Origin of the sequence: Klebsiella sp. K47, assembly GCF_051858335.1 — a bacterium.
GTDB classification, from domain to species: domain Bacteria; phylum Pseudomonadota; class Gammaproteobacteria; order Enterobacterales; family Enterobacteriaceae; genus Klebsiella; species Klebsiella pneumoniae.
The window spans coordinates 112,375-129,028 of the sequence record NZ_JBPYUI010000003.1; the positions used below are offsets into that span (position 1 = coordinate 112,375).

Sequence of the window (16,654 nt, forward strand, 5' to 3'; positions counted from 1 at the left end):
CTATTGTGAGCCATTCGGCAATTTCCTCTCCTGAATTTCCCCAGACTACTCCTACTCAATACGCGATATCAGGAGAGACACATGAACAGCACCTCCGCCGACTTCCAGAATCTGTACCAGGCCCTGAGCCACAGCGCCGCCCGCAGCCCGGATGCCCTGGCGCTGGCGTTTGAGGATCGGCGCTATCTGTACCGCGATTTTCATCTGCGGGTACAGCGGGCGATGGCGCAGCTTGATCGCGGCTGGTCGCTGCGCAAAGGCGACCGTATTCTGCTGGCCTGGGGCAATCACCCCGCTTTTTGCGAAGTCCTTTTTGCCGCGCTGGGTTTGGGCATCGAAGTGGTGCCTTTCAGCACCAAGCTTAAGCAGGCCGAAAGCGAGGCGCTGGTAGGCCATATCGCTCCCCGGGTTGTCCTGTTCGATGCGACCGTGCAGGACTGGCTGAAAAACACCCCCGACGCGCGTGCGGTTTCACTCAGCGAATGGCAGGCGCTCTGCCTTCCCGAACCGCTGACCCGCCCGCCGGTCCCGGTTAACCGCGACGATACGGCGGTGATGATGTTCACCTCCGGCACCACCGGAGAGCCTAAAGGGGCGATTATCACCCACAATAACCTGCTCTGCGCGATTGACGCCTATACGCAAAAACTGAATCTCACCGCCGCGGATAGCACCATCCTGGCGGTGCCTATCTATCACATCACCGGCCTGTCGGCGCTGCTGGCGCTGTTTATTAGCCTCGGCGCGAGCATCTGGCTGCAGCATCGGTTCAATGCCCCGCAGGTGATCACCACCCTGCGCGAGCAGAACATTACCTTTCTGCACGGCTCGCCCACCATTTTTATCCTTCTTTGCCAGGCTGCGCGTGAGCAGAGCGCCAGCCATCCCGGCGATTTTCCGGCATTGCGCACGATTGCCTGCGGCGCGGGCCACCTGAGCGATGGACTGATCAAGGAGTTAAAAACCCTGTTCCCGCATACCGCGATTCAGCCGATCTACGGCCTCACCGAAACGACCTCGCCTGCGACGATTTTTCCGGGCGACGTCTGGGGCAGCGATAAATGCGGCAGTTCAGGTCAGGCGATCCCGGGTCTCGCCATTACCATCCGCAACGATCGCCAGCAGCCCCTCCCCGCCGGACAAATCGGCCATATCTGGCTAAAAGGCGATGTGGTGATCCGCGAATACTGGCAGCACAGCGAGCGACGCCCGAGCTGCGATGCGCAGGGCTGGTTTTGTACCGGCGATCTGGGCTATCTCGACGACGAAGGCTGGCTGTACATCAAAGACCGCAGCAAGGACATGATCAATCGCGGCGGCGAGAAAATTTACTCACTGGAGCTGGAAAACATTCTCTCTACCTATCGGGGAGTACGGGAAGTTGCCGTCATCCCGACCCCCAGCCCGGTCTACGGCGAAGAGCCCGTGGCGTTTATCGTGCCGGATGGCCAGCATCACCTGACCAGCGAAGAGATCCTCGACTGGCTGAAGGTCAAAATCGCCCGTTTTAAGCTACCGGCGCGCATTATTTTCACCCGTGCTTTACCGCGTACCCACAACGGCAAAGTGAGCAAACAGCAGCTCAAAACGCGTCTCGCAGAATCCATCATCACGCTATCAACGGAGGATAAAAAGTGAGCAGCAAATTTATCGACGCCCATGAGGCGGCGCGGTGGGTCGCCAGCGGCGACACCGTCTGCACCGTCGGGATGACGCTTATCGGCGCGGCGGAGTCCATTTTAAGCGCCATCGAAGCGCGCTTTCTGACCGCGGGCGAACCGCGTGACCTGACGCTACTGCATGCCGCGGGGCAAAGCGATCGCCAGCGCGGTATCCAGCACTTTGCCCATCCGGGTATGGTGACCCGCCTTATCGGTTCGCACTGGGGCCTGGCGCCGCGCTGGATGGCGATGATCAACAACAACGAAGTGGAAGCCTGGTGCCTGCCGCAGGGGCAGATCGTTCATCTCTATAGCGCGATGGCCGCCGGACTGCCGGGGCGGCTTTCCCCCGTCGGTCTCGGTACCTTTGTCGATCCGCGCATAGAGGGCGGAAGGATGAACGCCCGCACCCGCGAACGACCCAATCTGATCGAGCACGTCACGTTTCGCGGCGACGAATATCTGTTTTATCCGGCTCTTCCTCTGGACGTGGTCATTGTGCGCGGCACCCATGCTGATGAAGACGGTAACCTCACGACCGATGAAGAGGTGATGAAGCTGGAAGTCCTGCACGCCGTTCTCGCCGCCAGACGCTACGGGGCGAAGGTGCTGGCGCAGGTGAAATATCGCGTAGCGAAAGGCTCGCTGCATCCGAAAAGCATCACCGTTCCCGGCAACCTGATCGACGCCATCGTGGTATGCGAAGAGCCGCAGACGGATCACCGCCAGACTTCAAGCTGGGCCTTCGACCCAGCGCTGTGCGGCGATATCCAGCTGCCCGCCGCGCAGAATGCGCCGCTGCCGCTGGACCTGCGCAAGCTTATCGGGCGGATTGCCTGCCGCTATCTGACCCCCGGCTGCGTCATCAATCTCGGCACCGGTATTCCCAATGACGTGATTGGCGCCATCATTCACGAGGAACAGCTCGGCGAGCAGGTCACCATCACCGTCGAGTCAGGGATCTACGGTGGGCAGCAGGCGGGTGGCGTGGATTTTGGTATCGGCCGTAATCTGAGCGCGATGATTAGCCACCAGGATCAAATGCTCTACTACAACGGCGCAGGGGTCGACATCACCTTTATGGGCGCCGGCGAGATGGACCCGCACGGGCACGTCAATGCCACACGGCTCGGCGCATCCTGCCCCGGCGCGGGCGGTTTTATCGATATCACCCAGAATGCCCGCCACGTCGTGTTCTGCTCCTCTTTTACCGCCAAGGGGCTGGAGATCGCCTGTGAACACGGGGCGCTGCATATCCGCCGCGAAGGCGAAGTGCGTAAATTCGTCGCCGGGGTAAACCAGATTTCTTACAACGGCGAACTGGCCCGCGCCAAAGGACAAACCATGCATTACGTCACCGAACGGGCGGTTTTCGAACTGCGCCCGGAAGGACCGGTGCTGACGGAAATCGCCCCCGGCATCGATCTTGAGCGCGACATCCTGGCGCAAATGGATTTTCATCCGGCGATCGCCGCGGATCTTCAGGTTATGGACAGCCGATTGTTCGCCCCGCCGCCCTGCGGTCTCGCGGAACATCTGTCCCGGAATTCATCCTCTGACTCATAAGGAACGTTGCTATGAAACTTGCCAGTAAAACCGCCATTGTCACCGGCGCCGCACGCGGTATCGGCTTTGGCATTGCCCAGGTGCTTGCGCGGGAAGGCGCGCGAGTGATTATCGCCGATCGTGATGCACACGGCGAAGCCGCCGCCGCTTCCCTGCGCGAATCGGGCGCACAGGCGCTGTTTATCAGCTGCAATATCGCTGAAAAAACGCAGGTCGAAGCCCTGTTTTCCCAGGCCGAAGAGGCGTTTGGCCCGGTAGACATTCTGGTGAATAACGCCGGAATCAACCGCGACGCCATGCTGCACAAATTAACGGAAGCGGACTGGGACACGGTTATCGACGTTAACCTGAAAGGCACTTTCCTCTGTATGCAGCAGGCCGCTATCCGCATGCGCGAGCGCGGTGCGGGCCGCATTATCAATATCGCTTCCGCCAGCTGGCTTGGCAACGTCGGGCAAACCAACTATTCGGCGTCAAAAGCCGGCGTGGTGGGAATGACCAAAACCGCCTGCCGCGAACTGGCGAAAAAAGGTGTCACGGTGAATGCCATCTGCCCGGGCTTTATCGATACCGACATGACGCGCGGCGTACCGGAAAACGTCTGGCAAATCATGATCAGCAAAATCCCCGCGGGTTATGCCGGCGAGGCGAAAGACGTCGGCGAGTGCGTGGCGTTTCTGGCGTCCGATGGCGCGCGCTATATCAATGGTGAAGTGATTAACGTCGGCGGCGGCATGGTGCTGTAAGGAGAAAAACAATGACCCAGGCTAATGATATTGTGATTGTCAGCGGCGTCCGTACCGCTATTGGCACGTTTAACGGCAGTCTTAAACATACCCATCAGCATGACCTTGGGGCCGCCGTCATTCGCGAAGCGATCGCCCGCGCCGGGATTGCGCCGCAGGATATCGACGAAACGATCGTCGGCAACGTCGGGCAAATCGCCGAAAGCGGTTTTATCGCCCGCATCTGTCAGCTGCGCGCGGGGATCCCGCAGGAGAGCACCGCCTATTCCGTTAACCGCCAGTGCGGCTCCGGACTTCAGGCCCTGGCGGACGGCATGATGCAGCTGCAAAGCGGCCAGGCCGAGGTGGTCGTCGCCTGCGGCACTGAAAATATGACCCAGCTGCCCTACTACCTGCGTAAAGCGCGCGATGGCTATCGCATGGGCCATGGCGAGCTGGAAGATGGCCTGATCTCCATTCTCACCTGGCCGGAAAGCCCTTATCACAACGGCATCACCGCGGAAAACGTCGCGCAACGCTTCGGTATTACCCGCGAAGCGATGGACGATTTTGCCTGGTCGAGCCAGCAGAAGGCGCTGAAGGCGATCGCGGAGGGTCGCTTTCGCGAGCAGATCCTGGCCCTTGAGGTGCCGGACGGCAAAAAAGCGACCCGCCTGTTTGCGACCGATGAACACCCGCGCGACACCCCGCGTGAAAAGCTCGCCACGCTGCGTCCGGCGTTTAAAGCCGACGGCGTGGTGACGGCGGCCAACTCATCGGGCATTAACGACGGCGCGGCGGCGCTGGTGATGATGACCCGCCAGCAGGCGGAAAAACGCGGCTTAACCCCGCGCATGCGCATTCGCGGCTGGGCGGTCGCCGGCTGCGGAGCGGAGATTATGGGGTTTGGTCCCTCTCCCGCTACCCGACGCCTGATGGACCGTCTCAATATAGATGTGCAGTCCATTGATTTAATTGAACTCAACGAGGCCTTCGCCGCTCAGGCGCTGGCGGTGATGAACGATCTGCGTCTCGACCCGGCCCGCGTTAACGTCAACGGCGGCGCGATCGCCCTCGGCCACCCGGTAGGCGCCAGCGGTGCGATTCTGCCGGTCAAACTGATGTATGAAATGGCGCGCAGCGGCGCACGCACTGGTCTGGTCACCATGTGCATCGGCGGCGGCCAGGGGATTTCTATGCTGTTCGAGCGCGAAGGCGCTTAGCAAAAGACGGCCCGAAGTGGGGCTTCGGGCCGGGCGTCGTTCGGGTCAGCACCCGGCGACAACCTGTGAGCTGACGAACGGGATCGTCTCGATCCCGGCAAGGCTTCTGACCACGAATACGGGGAAATAATAACCATGTCCGCAATAAATGAAAAGGCGGTAAACGGGACGCAGCTGCAACGCACCCATAAAAAAATCTACCGCCATTTGATGCCGCTGCTTATCGTGGCGTACATCATCAGCTTTATTGATCGTACCAATATTGGCATGGCGAAAGCGACCATGTCGGTGGATATCGGCCTTTCCGCAACCGCATTCGGCCTCGGGGCCGGGTTGTTTTTTCTCACCTACGCAGTGCTGGAGATCCCCAGTAACCTGTTTCTCACCCGGATTGGCGCACGGCGCTGGATAGCTCGCATCATGATTACCTGGGGCATCCTCTCCTGCGGTATGGCGTTTGTCACCGGGCCTACGTCCTTTTACGTGATGCGCCTTCTGCTCGGCGCCGCCGAAGCGGGACTCTATCCGGGCATTATTTACTACCTCACCCTCTGGTTTGGCCGCGAAGAGCGCGCAAAAGCCACCGGCCTGTTCCTGCTGGGGGTCTGTCTGGCCAATATTATCGGCGCGCCTTTGGGCGGATTGTTATTAAGCCTTGATGGCATGTCCGGCTGGCACGGCTGGCAGTGGATGTTCTTTATCGAAGGGCTGCCTGCGATAGCGCTGGCGTTCGTCGTCTGGCGCAGACTGCCGGATAAACCAGCCGACGCCCGCTGGCTGGACAGCGACGATGTGCAAGCCATTAACGCGGTACTGGCGAAAGAAGCCGAGGAAACGCGCCATACGCCGAGCCGTTTCTCCCTGAAAACCGCGCTGTCCACCCGAGTGTTTTTGTTGCTGGTGCTGATTTACTTTACCCACCAGTTTTCGGTTTACGGCCTGAGTTATTTCCTGCCGGGGATCATCGGTAGCTGGGGCCAGCTTACTCCGCTGCAGATTGGTCTGCTGACCGCCATCCCGTGGATTGCCGCCGCCGCGGGTGGGATCCTGCTGCCGCGATTCGCCCGCACGGAACAGCGTTCCCGCAGCATGCTGATGGCCGGATATCTGGTCATGGCGACCGGCATGGCGATTGGCGCCATTGCCGGCCACGCTGTGGCGCTGCTTGGCTTCTCGCTGGCCGCTTTCATGTTCTTCGCTATGCAATCCATCATCTTTAACTGGCTCCCGTTCATCATGAGCGGGCATATGCTGGCGGGCAGCTTCGGCCTGCTCAACTGCCTCGGGCTGTGCGGGGGCTTTCTCGGGCCGTTTATTCTCGGCGCGTTTGAGGACCGCACCGGTGCGGCAACGTCCGGCTTATGGTTCGCTGTCGCGCTACTGATTATCGGCGCGCTGGTGTCCCTGTTTCTCAAAAGTTCCTCATCCCCAGGCTCCGTATCGGCGAAACAGGCCCACGGTGAAAAAGTGTAATCAGGAGGCCATTATGCGCATTGAAGTGTTACTGGATTTAAAAACCCGACTCGGCGAAAGCCCGGTCTGGGATGTCGAACAGCAGCGTCTTTGGTGGGTGGACAGCCTCGACGGGCGCCTGTTCGCCTGCAACGCGCAGGGCGGCGCGATTAAGAGCTGGGACGTGCGACAGAAAATTGGCTCTTTCGCCCTGCGCCAGAACGGCGAAGGCGCGGTGGTGGCGCTGCAGAATGGCGTTCATCTGCTCGACTTCGCTAGCGGCGAGCTGACGCTGTTGCACCATCCGGAAGCGGACCGACCCTTTAACCGGCTCAACGACGGCAAAGTCGATCGTCAGGGACGCTTTCTGTTCGGGTCAATGGATATGCGCGAAGAGGAACCGAGCGGCGCGCTATATCGCCTGGACGCCGATCTGTCACTGCACGTGCTGAAGAAAGACATTATCGTCTCTAACGCCCCCTGCTGGAGCCCCTCCGGCGAGACGTTCTATTTTGCCGATACCTGGACGGGCGAAATCTGCGCCTGGGACTGCAACACCGCGACCGGCGATCTTTCCGGCGAACGGGTCTTTTGCCATGTCGATCGCAGCGAAGGCGGCGCGGCGGACGGCGCCACCGTGGACAGCGAAGGCTATCTGTGGAACGCGCTGGTCTACGCGGGCAAGCTGGTGCGCTATACCCCGGAGGGCAAGGTCGATCGCATCATTGAGATGCCGGTGAAAAAAGTGACCAGCGTGATGTTCGGCGGCGAAAACCTTGATGTGCTGTACGTCACCTCCATGGCGCAGCCGCCCCTGCCGCGCTTCCCGGAAGATAATCAGCTGCGCGGCAGCCTGTTCGCCATTTACGACCTGGGCGTGACCGGCGTAGCGGAACGGCGCTTCGCCGGCTAAACGAACCACCGGCTCGCCGCGATAACAATAATACCCGGCGAACTGACTCTGACCCTGACACCAGGCGGCGCGCATCATGCTGTCGCGACGCCGCGGAGTAAACACGACTATGACAACAATCAATCACACACCTGCCGGTGAACAACGTGGCAAAAAGCGGCTGATACATCGCTTCTCCTGGGTTTCGCTACTGGTTTGCTGGCTAATCTGGGTGCTTAACGCCTACGATCGCGAGATGATCCTGCGCCTTGGCCCGGTCATCTCTAAGGAGTTCTCGCTCTCGCCGGAACAGTGGGGCAATATCGTCGCCCTGATCATGGTAGCCCTTGCGGTGCTGGATATTCCCGGCTCCATCTGGAGCGATCGCTACGGGTCTGGCTGGAAACGAGCGCGCTTTCAGGTACCGCTGGTGCTGGGCTATACCGCGCTGTCTTTTATTTCCGGGATAAAAGCGATCAGCCACGGGCTGACGGCCTTTGTGCTGCTGCGCGTGGGCGTCAACCTTGGGGCCGGCTGGGGCGAACCCGTCGGCGTCAGCAACACCGCGGAGTGGTGGCCGAAAGAGAAGCGCGGTTTTGCGCTGGGGGTGCATCATACCGGCTATCCGATTGGCGCGCTGCTGAGCGGCGTGGTGGCAAGCCTGGTGCTTGCCACGTTTGGCGAAGGCAGCTGGCGCTACTGCTTCCTGCTGGCGCTGCTCGTCGCCATCCCGCTAATGATCTTCTGGGCAAAATATTCTACCGCCGACCGCATCAACACGCTTTATCAGCATATCGACAGCCAGGGGTTGACGCGCCCGGCGACGCAGGAAAGCAGCCATGTCGCCAAAGGCGAAGGGATGAAGACCTTTTTACGCACCCTGCGCAACCGCAATATTTCGCTGACGGCGGGCAATACCCTGCTGACGCAAATCGTCTATATGGGCATTAACGTTGTACTGCCCCCGTATCTTTATCACGTCTCCGGCCTGTCGCTGGCGGCGTCCGCCGGGCTGAGTATTATCTTCACGCTTACCGGTACCCTGGGTCAGGTAATCTGGCCCTGGCTGTCGGATAGCTTTGGCCGTAAACGAACCCTGATCGTCTGCGGTCTGTGGATGAGTATCGGCATTGCGCTGTTCTATTTCGCCACCAATATGCCGCGCCTTATCGCCATTCAGCTATTTTTTGGCCTGGTGGCCAATGCCGTGTGGCCTATCTACTACGCCATGGCGTCGGACTCCGCCGAAGAACGCGCCACCTCTACCGCTAACGGAATTATCACCACGGCGATGTTTATCGGCGGCGGCATTTCGCCATTGCTTATGGGCTGGCTCATTCAGTTTGGCGGCGGCTGGGAAAATCCAGCGGGTTATATCTACGCCTTCTTTACCATGGCGGGATGTGCGCTGCTGGGGATGTTATTACAGCTCATGACCACCGATAAAACGCCGCGCAAAGCGCATTAACGCAGGAGAACGTATGAAGATTGTTATCGCGCTAGATTCGTTTAAAGGTAGCTGTAGCGCGCAGGCCGCTTGCGCAGCGGTAGCCCAGGGATTGCGCCGGGTTGACCAGACGCTGGAGCTGGTCGAAATGCCCGTGTCCGACGGCGGAGAGGGACTGCTGTCGACTCTGGCGGATAGTCCGTTGCTTGAGGGGGCGGTGTGGCAACAGCAGCGCTGTACCTCGCCTTATGGCCTCTCCCTGCAGGCGGATTTCCTGATCCTGCCCGGCGAGCGGGCCATTATCGAGATGGCGCAAAGCTGTGGGCTCGAACTCACGCCGCCAGCGCAGCGGGATGTGCGTCAGGCCAGCAGCTACGGGCTGGGCGAACAGGTAAAGGCGGCGCTGGACGCCGGGTGTCGGCATTTGATTATCGGCCTGGGCGGCAGCGCGACCAACGATGGCGGCATCGGTTTTGCCCAGGCGCTCGGCGCGCGCTTCTGGCGTAAGGACGGCACCCTGCTGCCGGCTCCCGCGGCAGGTCAGGACCTGGCGCATATTCAGCGCATCGATTTGAGCGGTCTGGACCCGCGTCTACAGCAAAGCGAAATACAGGCCTCCTGCGATGTCACTAACCCTCTGCTTGGCGAGCATGGCGCCACCTGGGTGTATGGGGCGCAGAAAGGCGCGGACGAGGCGGCGCTCTGCGAGCTGGAGGCGGGAATGGCGCATTATAGCCAGCTGCTTACGCAAACCCTCGGATTCGACGTCAGCGGACGGCCCGGCGCCGGGGCCGCGGGCGGTATGGGGGCTGCGCTTATCGCCTATACCGGCGCCACGCTGCGTCCGGGCATTGACCTGGTGCTGGAGCTGCTTAACGCCGACGACCATCTTCGCGATGCCGCGCTGACGATCGTGGGTGAAGGCTGGCTCGATCGGCAGAGCGCCTTTGGTAAGGCCCCGGTGGGTGTGGCAGGCAAAGCCGCACGCCATGGCGTGCCGGTTGTGGCCCTTTGCGGCGGGCGTGATGAGAGCAGCCGGCAATTATATCAACACCATATTGACGCAATGTGGTCTATTTGCCAGCGCCCTATGGCGCTGGCAGAGTCGATGAACACATGCGAACCGCTCCTCGCCGACGCCGCGGAGAATGTTCTACGAACCTTTCTGAGCGGGTGGCGCGGAGAGGCACATAAGCGGATAACTGTATGATTATTACAACAGCGCTGGCTAATGAAATTGTCGCCCGGGCAATGGCGATAATTCATCATAACGTGAATGTGATTGACCATCATGGACAGATCATTGCCTCAGGTGAACGGCATCGTATCGGCGAACAGCATGAAGTCGCCCGGGAGGTAATACGCACCGGGAAACGCATTTGTATTAACAACGCCGCGGAAGCCGCGCGTTTTCACAACGTGCATCCTGGTATTAATCATCCCATTATCTATGACGATCGTGTGGTGATGGTGGTAGGCATCAGCGGCGATCCCGCGGCGATAAGCCGCTATGCTGAACTGGCGGTGCTCACCGCCGAACTGCTGGTCCGCCAGGCCATAGAGATGCGGGAAACCAACTGGCGGCAACGTCTGCGTGACACCTTGTTTTGTCAGTATCTTGAACAAGGGGCTACACCCGCCGGGCAAGAAGCGCTTCATCGCCTGCTGGAACTTGGTTTCGATTTTGATACACCGCGGGTTCCGATCGTAGTGACCGTGCAGGTCGAACAGCATCAGTTAAGCGACATACTGAGTACGCTGTTGCGGGAATTCTCGCAGCTCTCCGGCGTAAGTGACGTTATTTTGCTGGGCAGCCATGAAATATTGATCCTCAACGCGCTAAGCGAAGCCCAGGAAACCCTGCTGCGGGGCATTGAGTTTGTACTGAGTAATCAGATAAGCCATTACCATATCGGGATTGGCGTGCAGGCGGACAGCGCCCCGGACATTCGCGAGGCCATTCGGTTCGCCCGCTCGGTGATCGAAGTGGGTAGCAAAGTGCAGCCGCAGCGGCAGATCTACTACTTTCGCGAAATGGCAATGCTCTGCCTGTTCAGGGTGCTGGAGAACAGCTATATGGTCAATTTTTTTATCAATAACGTACGCCAGCTGCTTGAGCATGATTCCGGCGAAGTGCTGCTGGATACCCTGAGCAGCTTTATTGCCAATAATGCCGAACCGGGCAAAACGTCGCTGCTGTTGGGGATTCATCGTAATACGCTCACCTATCGGCTGCAGCAAATTAAAAAGCATATACAGCTCGATCCGATGGTCTTCACCGACCTGACGCAGCTGGCGGTGTCGGTACACTGTTATCGCCGGCTGAATCCGCGCCAGAGCGAATGGATTGATAGCTTAAGCTAACGTACGGTAGATTCGAATTGATGCCCCATCCGCCAGGATAAGTGGCCACCATGGCCACTTCTTTCCTGGCGTGGGTAGGAAATTACGCTTTTGACGACGGCGACAGCCACTGATATACCGCAGACAAATCCTCTCCGGCATATCCCGCGTCCGCCGCCTGCTGCCACAGTTCGGCGATGTTTTCCAGCCCCGGCATGGTGTGCGGCTCGGCCAGGGAAAGCGCCAGCCGGGCATCTTTCAGGGCATGCGCCAGCTGCATCTGCGGGGTAAACTGCTCGCTGGCGATGGCGTCCAGTTTCACTTTGACATAGGGCGCCGCCAGCGGGCCGCCTTCCAGGGCGCTCCACAGCTGGTCGGGGGTGAAGCCCAGCGTCTTCGCCAGCTGGGCGCTCTCCGCGATGCCCTGCATCATCGAAATCAGCCAGGCATTGAGGACCAGCTTCATTTTCTGGCTGTTGCCCGCCTCGCCAAACCACTGCGTCCCGCGGGAGATAGCCGCAAACACCGGTTCGGCAGCGGCGCCCTTTTCCCGATCTCCGCTGGCGAGCACCAGGATCTGTGCCTTCTCCGCTGGGGCTTTGGTCCCCGACACCGGGGCATCGATATAGGTCATCGCTGGCTGAAGTTCCCGCAACAACGCGATGGCCTGCCGGGTCTCCGGCAGGCCAATGGTGCCCATCTGGCAATAGATCGCCTGCGGCTGACAGGCGGGCGCGATTTGCGCCAGTACCTCGAGGGTGGCCTCGCCGTCGGCGAGCATACTGATGATCACCTCGGCATCGGCCACCGCCTGCTGCGGCGTGGCGTGCAGAGATAACCCATGCGCCTGTAAATCTTCGCCGCGGGCTGGCGAACGGTTCCAGCCGGCAACGGTAAAGCCGTTTTTCAGCAGGTTACTGGCAAAAGCGTGTCCCATGGCGCCGAGTCCCAGCACCGCGACCTTTGGTAATGTACTCATCTTGTCTGTCCTGATTCGCGTCTTAATAAAAGCGGACCTCTACTATCGCATCTCTGGCACGGATGTCAGTAGCAATAACGGGCATGAAAAGTGACACTGTCACTGATATTCTCAAGGCTGACGAAGCCATTCCAGTAAGCGGCGCATCGCTGGCGACAGGCTGGCGTCATCCTGGTAGCACAGGCACAAACGGCGCTGCGCCCAGCGGTCCTGTAACCCGATGACGGCAAACGAATAGCGCTGCCGGTAACGCTCGGCAATAACGCGCGGCAGGATCGCCCCGCCGGCGCCGTGCGCCACCATCTCGCAAAGCCCTGCAAAATGGCTCATCCTGACCCGAACGTTTAGCGCCTGGCCGAGTTCAGCTGCGTGCTGTTCGATATGCTGCTGTAGCGCACTGGTCTGATAGAGGGCGACCAACGGCTCGTTGAGCACCGCCGCAAACGCCACTTCCTGTTTTTCGGCCAGAGGGCGAGCTGGCGGCACGATCAGCACCAGCGGGTCGTCAGCGACGGGATCGAGGCGCAGCGGCCCGGGGTCGACCGCATCGGACACCACTCCGGCCTGCGCCACGCCCGCCAGGATACAGCTGACGATATCCGCGCTGGTGCGTTCTTCGGTTTCGATCTGCACCGCCGGGTGCGCTGCCATCCAGGCGGCGAGCTTCCCCGGCAGAAAGGCCGACATCGCCGAGGTGTTGGCGAACAGGCGCAGCGTCCCCCGCTGACCGCAGGCGAAGGCGTGCATCGCCTGGCGCAGACGCTGCTGCTGCGCAAGAAGCGGGCGGGCATGGCGCGCCAGTACCTCCCCGGCCTCTGTCATCGTCACCCCGCGGGCATGACGGTGCAACAGCGGCACGCCGATCTCGGCCTCCATCTTGCGCAGCCTCTCACTGGCGGACGCCAGGGCCAGATGGGCATTCGCCGCTCCGCCGGTGATACTACCGGTATCCACGATGGCGATAAATAGCCGCAGATCGGCCAGATCCAGTCGCATCAGGCCCTCCTTTACCTTCGGTTTTTCCGTAGTCTATGGCCAACATACCGCATTGTGGCCCTCACGACCAGCTGTTTCAATGCCCCTTTATACCCTGAAAAGTGAGCCATAATGTTCGATTTACACACGATCTCTTTCCTGTTGATCTTTATTGCCGCCGGGCTGGTCAAAGGGGTGACCGGCATGGGATTGCCCACCGTGGCGATGGGCCTGCTTGGCCTGCTGATGCCGCCGCAGGCCGCAGCGGCGCTGCTGGTGCTTCCCTCGCTGCTCACCAATCTCTGGCAGTTACTGGCAGGCCCGGCGCTGGCGCAGATTGTACGCCGTCTCTGGCTTATGATGACCGGGATTATTATTGGCACGTTGGCCGGATCCTCACTGCTGATCGGCCTCAATCCTCGGTGGTCGGCGCTGGCGCTTGGCGCCGCATTGATAGTCTATGCCGGGTATGCGCTCTGCAGTCCGGTGTTTCAGGTTTCCGGCCGCGTGGAGAAGTGGCTGTCGCCGCTCATGGGCGGGCTGACCGGCGTTATCACCGGGGCGACCGGGGTATTTGTTATTCCGGCCGTTCCCTGGCTACAGGCGCTGGGCTTTCGTCGCGACGAGCTGGTGCAGGCCCTGGGGTTGTCGTTCACCCTTTCCACTCTGGCGTTGGCGGCTGGCCTCGCCCTGCACGATGGCTGGCATGATGATGCATGGCTATTGTCGGCGCTGGCGCTGTTGCCGGCGCTGCTCGGCATGTGGCTGGGAAAGCGGATCCGCTCGCGTCTCAGCCCGCAGCGCTTTCGTCAGGGCTTTCTGTTGTTCCTGCTGGCGCTGGGGATAGAGCTGATCGCCCGGGGATGGCTGGTCTGAATCCTCTAGCGGCGGGTAATGTGCTTCACATTGTACTTACTGGTGTTCTGGTAGATCTCTGAGAAATCGACGATCGCCCGGTTCTGGGCGTAGCTGATCGACTGCACCCGCAGCAGGAGGCTGTTTGGCGCCACCTGCAGCAGCTCCGCCTGCTCACGGGTCGCCAGCACCGGGGTATAGCTGCGGTGGCTCTCGATGATGGTGATATGGCACTCTTTTTTGAAATAGTTGAACTTAGACTGCTCGAGGTTACCCACGCTGAGCCAGGGGAAGGTGGCGAAGGGGATATAGCTGTTTTCCACCAGGATTGGGACCTCATCGATCAGCCGCAGCCGTCTGACGTAATACACTTTCTCCCCCGGCTGGATCTTTAACTGCTGGGCAATGGCTGGCGGGGCATCAAGCAGCGTAAATTCAATAACTTTGTTACGGTAGTTGGTGACGCCCACCACCTGCATCTGGTAGTTAAAGCCCTCCAGTTCCCCGCCATGATAGTTACTTTTACGCACAATGCAGGTTCCGCTGCCGTGCCGCCGCGCGATCAACTTTTCTTCCTCCAGTAGCGCCAGCGCTTTGCGCAGCGTCATCACCGAGACCTTCAGCTCCGCGGCGAGCGCTTTTTCGCTGGGCAGCATATCGCCGACGGCATAGTCGTCGCTGTTGATGCGGGTCCTCAGTTCAGTGGCAATCTTTTTATAAATCACTTTTAGATGTCTCGATGGAGTGGCGCCAGTCAACGGTAACCATGAATAACTTCATGTAATTAGATGATTATTTTTATCTTGCAGCGAAAAAATCAACAATGACACATCTATAAATCACGCCATATTTATATATCTGTCCAGCAATAATATATATGACTTTCGTCACAGATGGCCCTTTTCCTGCTCGGGATCCTGGTGGTCTGCTCCTAGTCTGATAAGCCTATTCATCAGGTGATGACAGCGGTCTGCAAAGACGAGAGGACAACCATGATTGGAGTGAAAAAGCTTCAGGACTTTTCCAAGGCGATGATCGGGCCGGTGCTGTATCTGCCAGCTATCGGCCTGTTGATCGCCCTGTTCAGCATGACGACCAACCGGCTGTGGGTGGATGAAAGCAGCGGGCTCTACCTGATGGGGAAATTTGTCTCCAGTATGCTCTGGGCGCTGATGAACCATCTTGGGTTTCTGTTCTGCCTTGGGCTGGCCAGCGGTCTGGCGAAAACCCGCAAGGCCGAAGCGGCCTTCGTGGCGGCCATGACCTGGCTGATGTACCTGGCGGCGAATAATAGCTGGCTAACCCTCACCCATCGCCTGGCGACCGGAGCCACCAACGCGCAACTGTACGGCAGCGGACAAACCTTTATCTTCGGTTTTCAGGTTATCGATATGGGCGTATTCCTTGGGATTATCCTTGGCTGCGCTGTCGCCTTTGTCCATAATCGCGTGGTTGGGATTGAGTTTCGCGGCGCGCTGTCGATCTACGGCAACAGTAAGCTGGTGCTGATCGTGATGCTGCCGCTGGTTGGCATGTTCGCCATCGCCACCGTCTATCTCTGGCCGGTAGTGGAGCTGGGCATTTCGGCGCTGACCGGCTTTATGAAATCCTTTGGCGCCATCGGGGTCTTCCTGTACGGCTTTCTCAACCGGTTCCTGATCCCCACCGGGCTGCATCATCTGATCTGGTCGCCGTTCGTTTTTACCTCTATCGGCGGTCAGCTGCTGATCGATGGTCAGACCGTCATTGGCGCTAAGCCTATTTTCCTGGCCGAAATCGCCCGCCACCCCGTTGACGCGCTCAGTGATTCCGCCCGTTTCCTCACCTATGGGATGGTGAAGATTTTTGGCACCGCCGGCATGGCGCTCGCCTTCTACCGTACGGCGAAACCGGAGAATAAGCAGCGGTTGAAAGTCACGCTGATCCCCTTGATTGTTACCTCCGTCCTGGTGGGGATCACCGAACCTTTTGAGTTTCTCTTTATCTTCACCGCCCCATTGCTGTGGCTTATCTACTCCCTGCTGGACGGTTTTTTCCAGATGCTGGCCTGGCTACTTCACGTCAGGGTCTGCGCCACTAACGGTCTCATCGATTTCGTCGTCTATAACCTCCCGGCGGGAGTCAGCGCGACGCGCTGGCCGGTGTTTGTCGCCCTCGGTCTGCTGGAAACCGCGACCATGTACCTGGTCGGCACCTTCTGTATTACCCGTCTGCGGCTGCTCACCCCGGGCCGAGAAACCGCAGCCGAAGATGAGCATTCGCAACAGGCTAATAGCGAGTATCCGGATAAAGGCGCGCTGGTGATTGCCGGGCTGGGAGGGAAAGAGAATGTCTGTGCGGTGGGCAACTGTTTTACCCGTCTGCGGGTTGATGTGCGGGACCCCGCCCTTATCCACCAGACGCTGTTGAAAGAGAGCGGCGGGAGCAGCGTGCTGATTAAAGGAAACCATGTCCAGGTTATCTATGGCCTGGGAGTTAACAAAATTCGAACGGCGGTCAACGCCAGTCTGGGTGTTATTGAATAACGAGGTGGTAA

General features: G+C 59.5%; 14 protein-coding genes. 11 read left to right on the forward strand and 3 right to left on the reverse strand.

The genetic code is table 11. From position 1 onward, the window contains the following. Window positions 1–81: 81 nt before the first annotated feature. The 9 genes from RRF55_RS03805 (at window position 82) to RRF55_RS03845 (ending at window position 11,330) form a co-directional block, all read left to right on the forward strand. Window positions 82–1,638 (forward strand): class I adenylate-forming enzyme family protein, encoded by a 1,557-nt coding sequence (locus RRF55_RS03805; RefSeq protein ID WP_002904845.1) that lies wholly within the window; start codon window positions 82–84, stop codon window positions 1,636–1,638. Continuing rightward, entirely contained in the window at window positions 1,635–3,227 is a 1,593-nt protein-coding gene (locus RRF55_RS03810) for an acyl CoA:acetate/3-ketoacid CoA transferase (protein WP_032414927.1), read from the forward strand. Before RRF55_RS03805 ends, RRF55_RS03810 begins: the two co-directional genes overlap by 4 nt. Window positions 3,228–3,238: 11 nt before the next feature. Then, complete coding sequence (fabG, locus tag RRF55_RS03815) at window positions 3,239–3,973, forward strand: 3-oxoacyl-ACP reductase FabG (protein ID WP_002904841.1); 735 nt, start codon at window positions 3,239–3,241, stop codon at window positions 3,971–3,973. An 11-nt stretch (window positions 3,974–3,984) separates the two neighbouring features. Beyond that, window positions 3,985–5,175: a thiolase family protein gene (locus RRF55_RS03820; protein ID WP_032414926.1), complete on the forward strand. Its 1,191-nt coding sequence runs from the start codon at window positions 3,985–3,987 to the stop codon at window positions 5,173–5,175. A gap of 135 nt (window positions 5,176–5,310) precedes the next feature. Then, window positions 5,311–6,648, forward strand: coding sequence for an MFS transporter (locus RRF55_RS03825; protein ID WP_032414925.1), 1,338 nt, complete (start codon window positions 5,311–5,313; stop codon window positions 6,646–6,648). A 13-nt stretch (window positions 6,649–6,661) separates the two neighbouring features. After that, entirely contained in the window at window positions 6,662–7,540 is an 879-nt protein-coding gene (locus RRF55_RS03830; protein ID WP_439419089.1) for an SMP-30/gluconolactonase/LRE family protein, read from the forward strand. Window positions 7,541–7,616: 76 nt separating this feature from the next. Beyond that, window positions 7,617–8,987: an MFS transporter gene (locus RRF55_RS03835; protein ID WP_004176181.1), complete on the forward strand. Its 1,371-nt coding sequence runs from the start codon at window positions 7,617–7,619 to the stop codon at window positions 8,985–8,987. A 13-nt stretch (window positions 8,988–9,000) separates the two neighbouring features. Further along, on the forward strand, window positions 9,001–10,176 hold the full coding sequence (locus RRF55_RS03840; RefSeq protein WP_015958409.1) for a glycerate kinase: 1,176 nt from the start codon (window positions 9,001–9,003) through the stop codon (window positions 10,174–10,176). Beyond that, the gene (locus tag RRF55_RS03845) at window positions 10,173–11,330 is read left to right on the forward strand and encodes a CdaR family transcriptional regulator (RefSeq protein ID WP_032414921.1); all 1,158 of its coding nucleotides are present in this window, start codon (window positions 10,173–10,175) and stop codon (window positions 11,328–11,330) included. The genes RRF55_RS03840 and RRF55_RS03845 overlap by 4 nt, the downstream gene beginning before the upstream one ends. An 82-nt stretch (window positions 11,331–11,412) precedes the next feature. Here the strand turns inward: RRF55_RS03845 and RRF55_RS03850 are convergent, their stop codons facing one another. Both RRF55_RS03850 and RRF55_RS03855 read right to left on the reverse strand, forming a co-directional pair. Continuing rightward, complete coding sequence (locus RRF55_RS03850) at window positions 11,413–12,288, reverse strand: NAD(P)-dependent oxidoreductase (RefSeq protein WP_002904832.1); 876 nt, start codon at window positions 12,286–12,288, stop codon at window positions 11,413–11,415. 111 nt (window positions 12,289–12,399) lie between these two features. Next, entirely contained in the window at window positions 12,400–13,284 is an 885-nt protein-coding gene (locus RRF55_RS03855) for a LysR family transcriptional regulator (protein ID WP_004190135.1), read from the reverse strand. A gap of 111 nt (window positions 13,285–13,395) precedes the next feature. On the opposite strand from RRF55_RS03855, the gene RRF55_RS03860 reads away from it, so the two are divergent. After that, the gene (locus RRF55_RS03860; protein ID WP_004190138.1) at window positions 13,396–14,139 is read left to right on the forward strand and encodes a sulfite exporter TauE/SafE family protein; all 744 of its coding nucleotides are present in this window, start codon (window positions 13,396–13,398) and stop codon (window positions 14,137–14,139) included. Between the two features lie 5 nt (window positions 14,140–14,144). Here the strand turns inward: RRF55_RS03860 and RRF55_RS03865 are convergent, their stop codons facing one another. Beyond that, the gene (locus tag RRF55_RS03865; protein WP_002904825.1) at window positions 14,145–14,843 is read right to left on the reverse strand and encodes a GntR family transcriptional regulator; all 699 of its coding nucleotides are present in this window, start codon (window positions 14,841–14,843) and stop codon (window positions 14,145–14,147) included. A gap of 267 nt (window positions 14,844–15,110) precedes the next feature. On the opposite strand from RRF55_RS03865, the gene RRF55_RS03870 reads away from it, so the two are divergent. Beyond that, window positions 15,111–16,643 carry a PTS transporter subunit EIIC gene (locus tag RRF55_RS03870; RefSeq protein WP_032414919.1) on the forward strand — a complete coding sequence of 511 codons (1,533 nt, stop codon included), beginning with the start codon at window positions 15,111–15,113 and terminating at the stop codon, window positions 16,641–16,643. Window positions 16,644–16,654 lie beyond the last annotated feature (11 nt).

What these genes read in the sequence shown, in the direction of transcription:
- RRF55_RS03805 (WP_002904845.1), top strand. Translation starts at nt 82, where the DNA reads ATGAACAGCACCTCCGCCGACTTCCAGAATCTGTACCAGGCCCTGAGC.
- fabG (WP_002904841.1), top strand. Translation starts at nt 3,239, where the DNA reads ATGAAACTTGCCAGTAAAACCGCCATTGTCACCGGCGCCGCACGCGGT.
- RRF55_RS03820 (WP_032414926.1), top strand. Translation starts at nt 3,985, where the DNA reads ATGACCCAGGCTAATGATATTGTGATTGTCAGCGGCGTCCGTACCGCT.
- RRF55_RS03825 (WP_032414925.1), top strand. Translation starts at nt 5,311, where the DNA reads ATGTCCGCAATAAATGAAAAGGCGGTAAACGGGACGCAGCTGCAACGC.
- RRF55_RS03830 (WP_439419089.1), top strand. Translation starts at nt 6,662, where the DNA reads ATGCGCATTGAAGTGTTACTGGATTTAAAAACCCGACTCGGCGAAAGC.
- RRF55_RS03835 (WP_004176181.1), top strand. Translation starts at nt 7,617, where the DNA reads ATGCTGTCGCGACGCCGCGGAGTAAACACGACTATGACAACAATCAAT.
- RRF55_RS03840 (WP_015958409.1), top strand. Translation starts at nt 9,001, where the DNA reads ATGAAGATTGTTATCGCGCTAGATTCGTTTAAAGGTAGCTGTAGCGCG.
- RRF55_RS03845 (WP_032414921.1), top strand. Translation starts at nt 10,173, where the DNA reads ATGATTATTACAACAGCGCTGGCTAATGAAATTGTCGCCCGGGCAATG.
- RRF55_RS03850 (WP_002904832.1), bottom strand. Translation starts at nt 12,288, where the DNA reads ATGAGTACATTACCAAAGGTCGCGGTGCTGGGACTCGGCGCCATGGGA.
- RRF55_RS03855 (WP_004190135.1), bottom strand. Translation starts at nt 13,284, where the DNA reads ATGCGACTGGATCTGGCCGATCTGCGGCTATTTATCGCCATCGTGGAT.
- RRF55_RS03860 (WP_004190138.1), top strand. Translation starts at nt 13,396, where the DNA reads ATGTTCGATTTACACACGATCTCTTTCCTGTTGATCTTTATTGCCGCC.
- RRF55_RS03870 (WP_032414919.1), top strand. Translation starts at nt 15,111, where the DNA reads ATGATTGGAGTGAAAAAGCTTCAGGACTTTTCCAAGGCGATGATCGGG.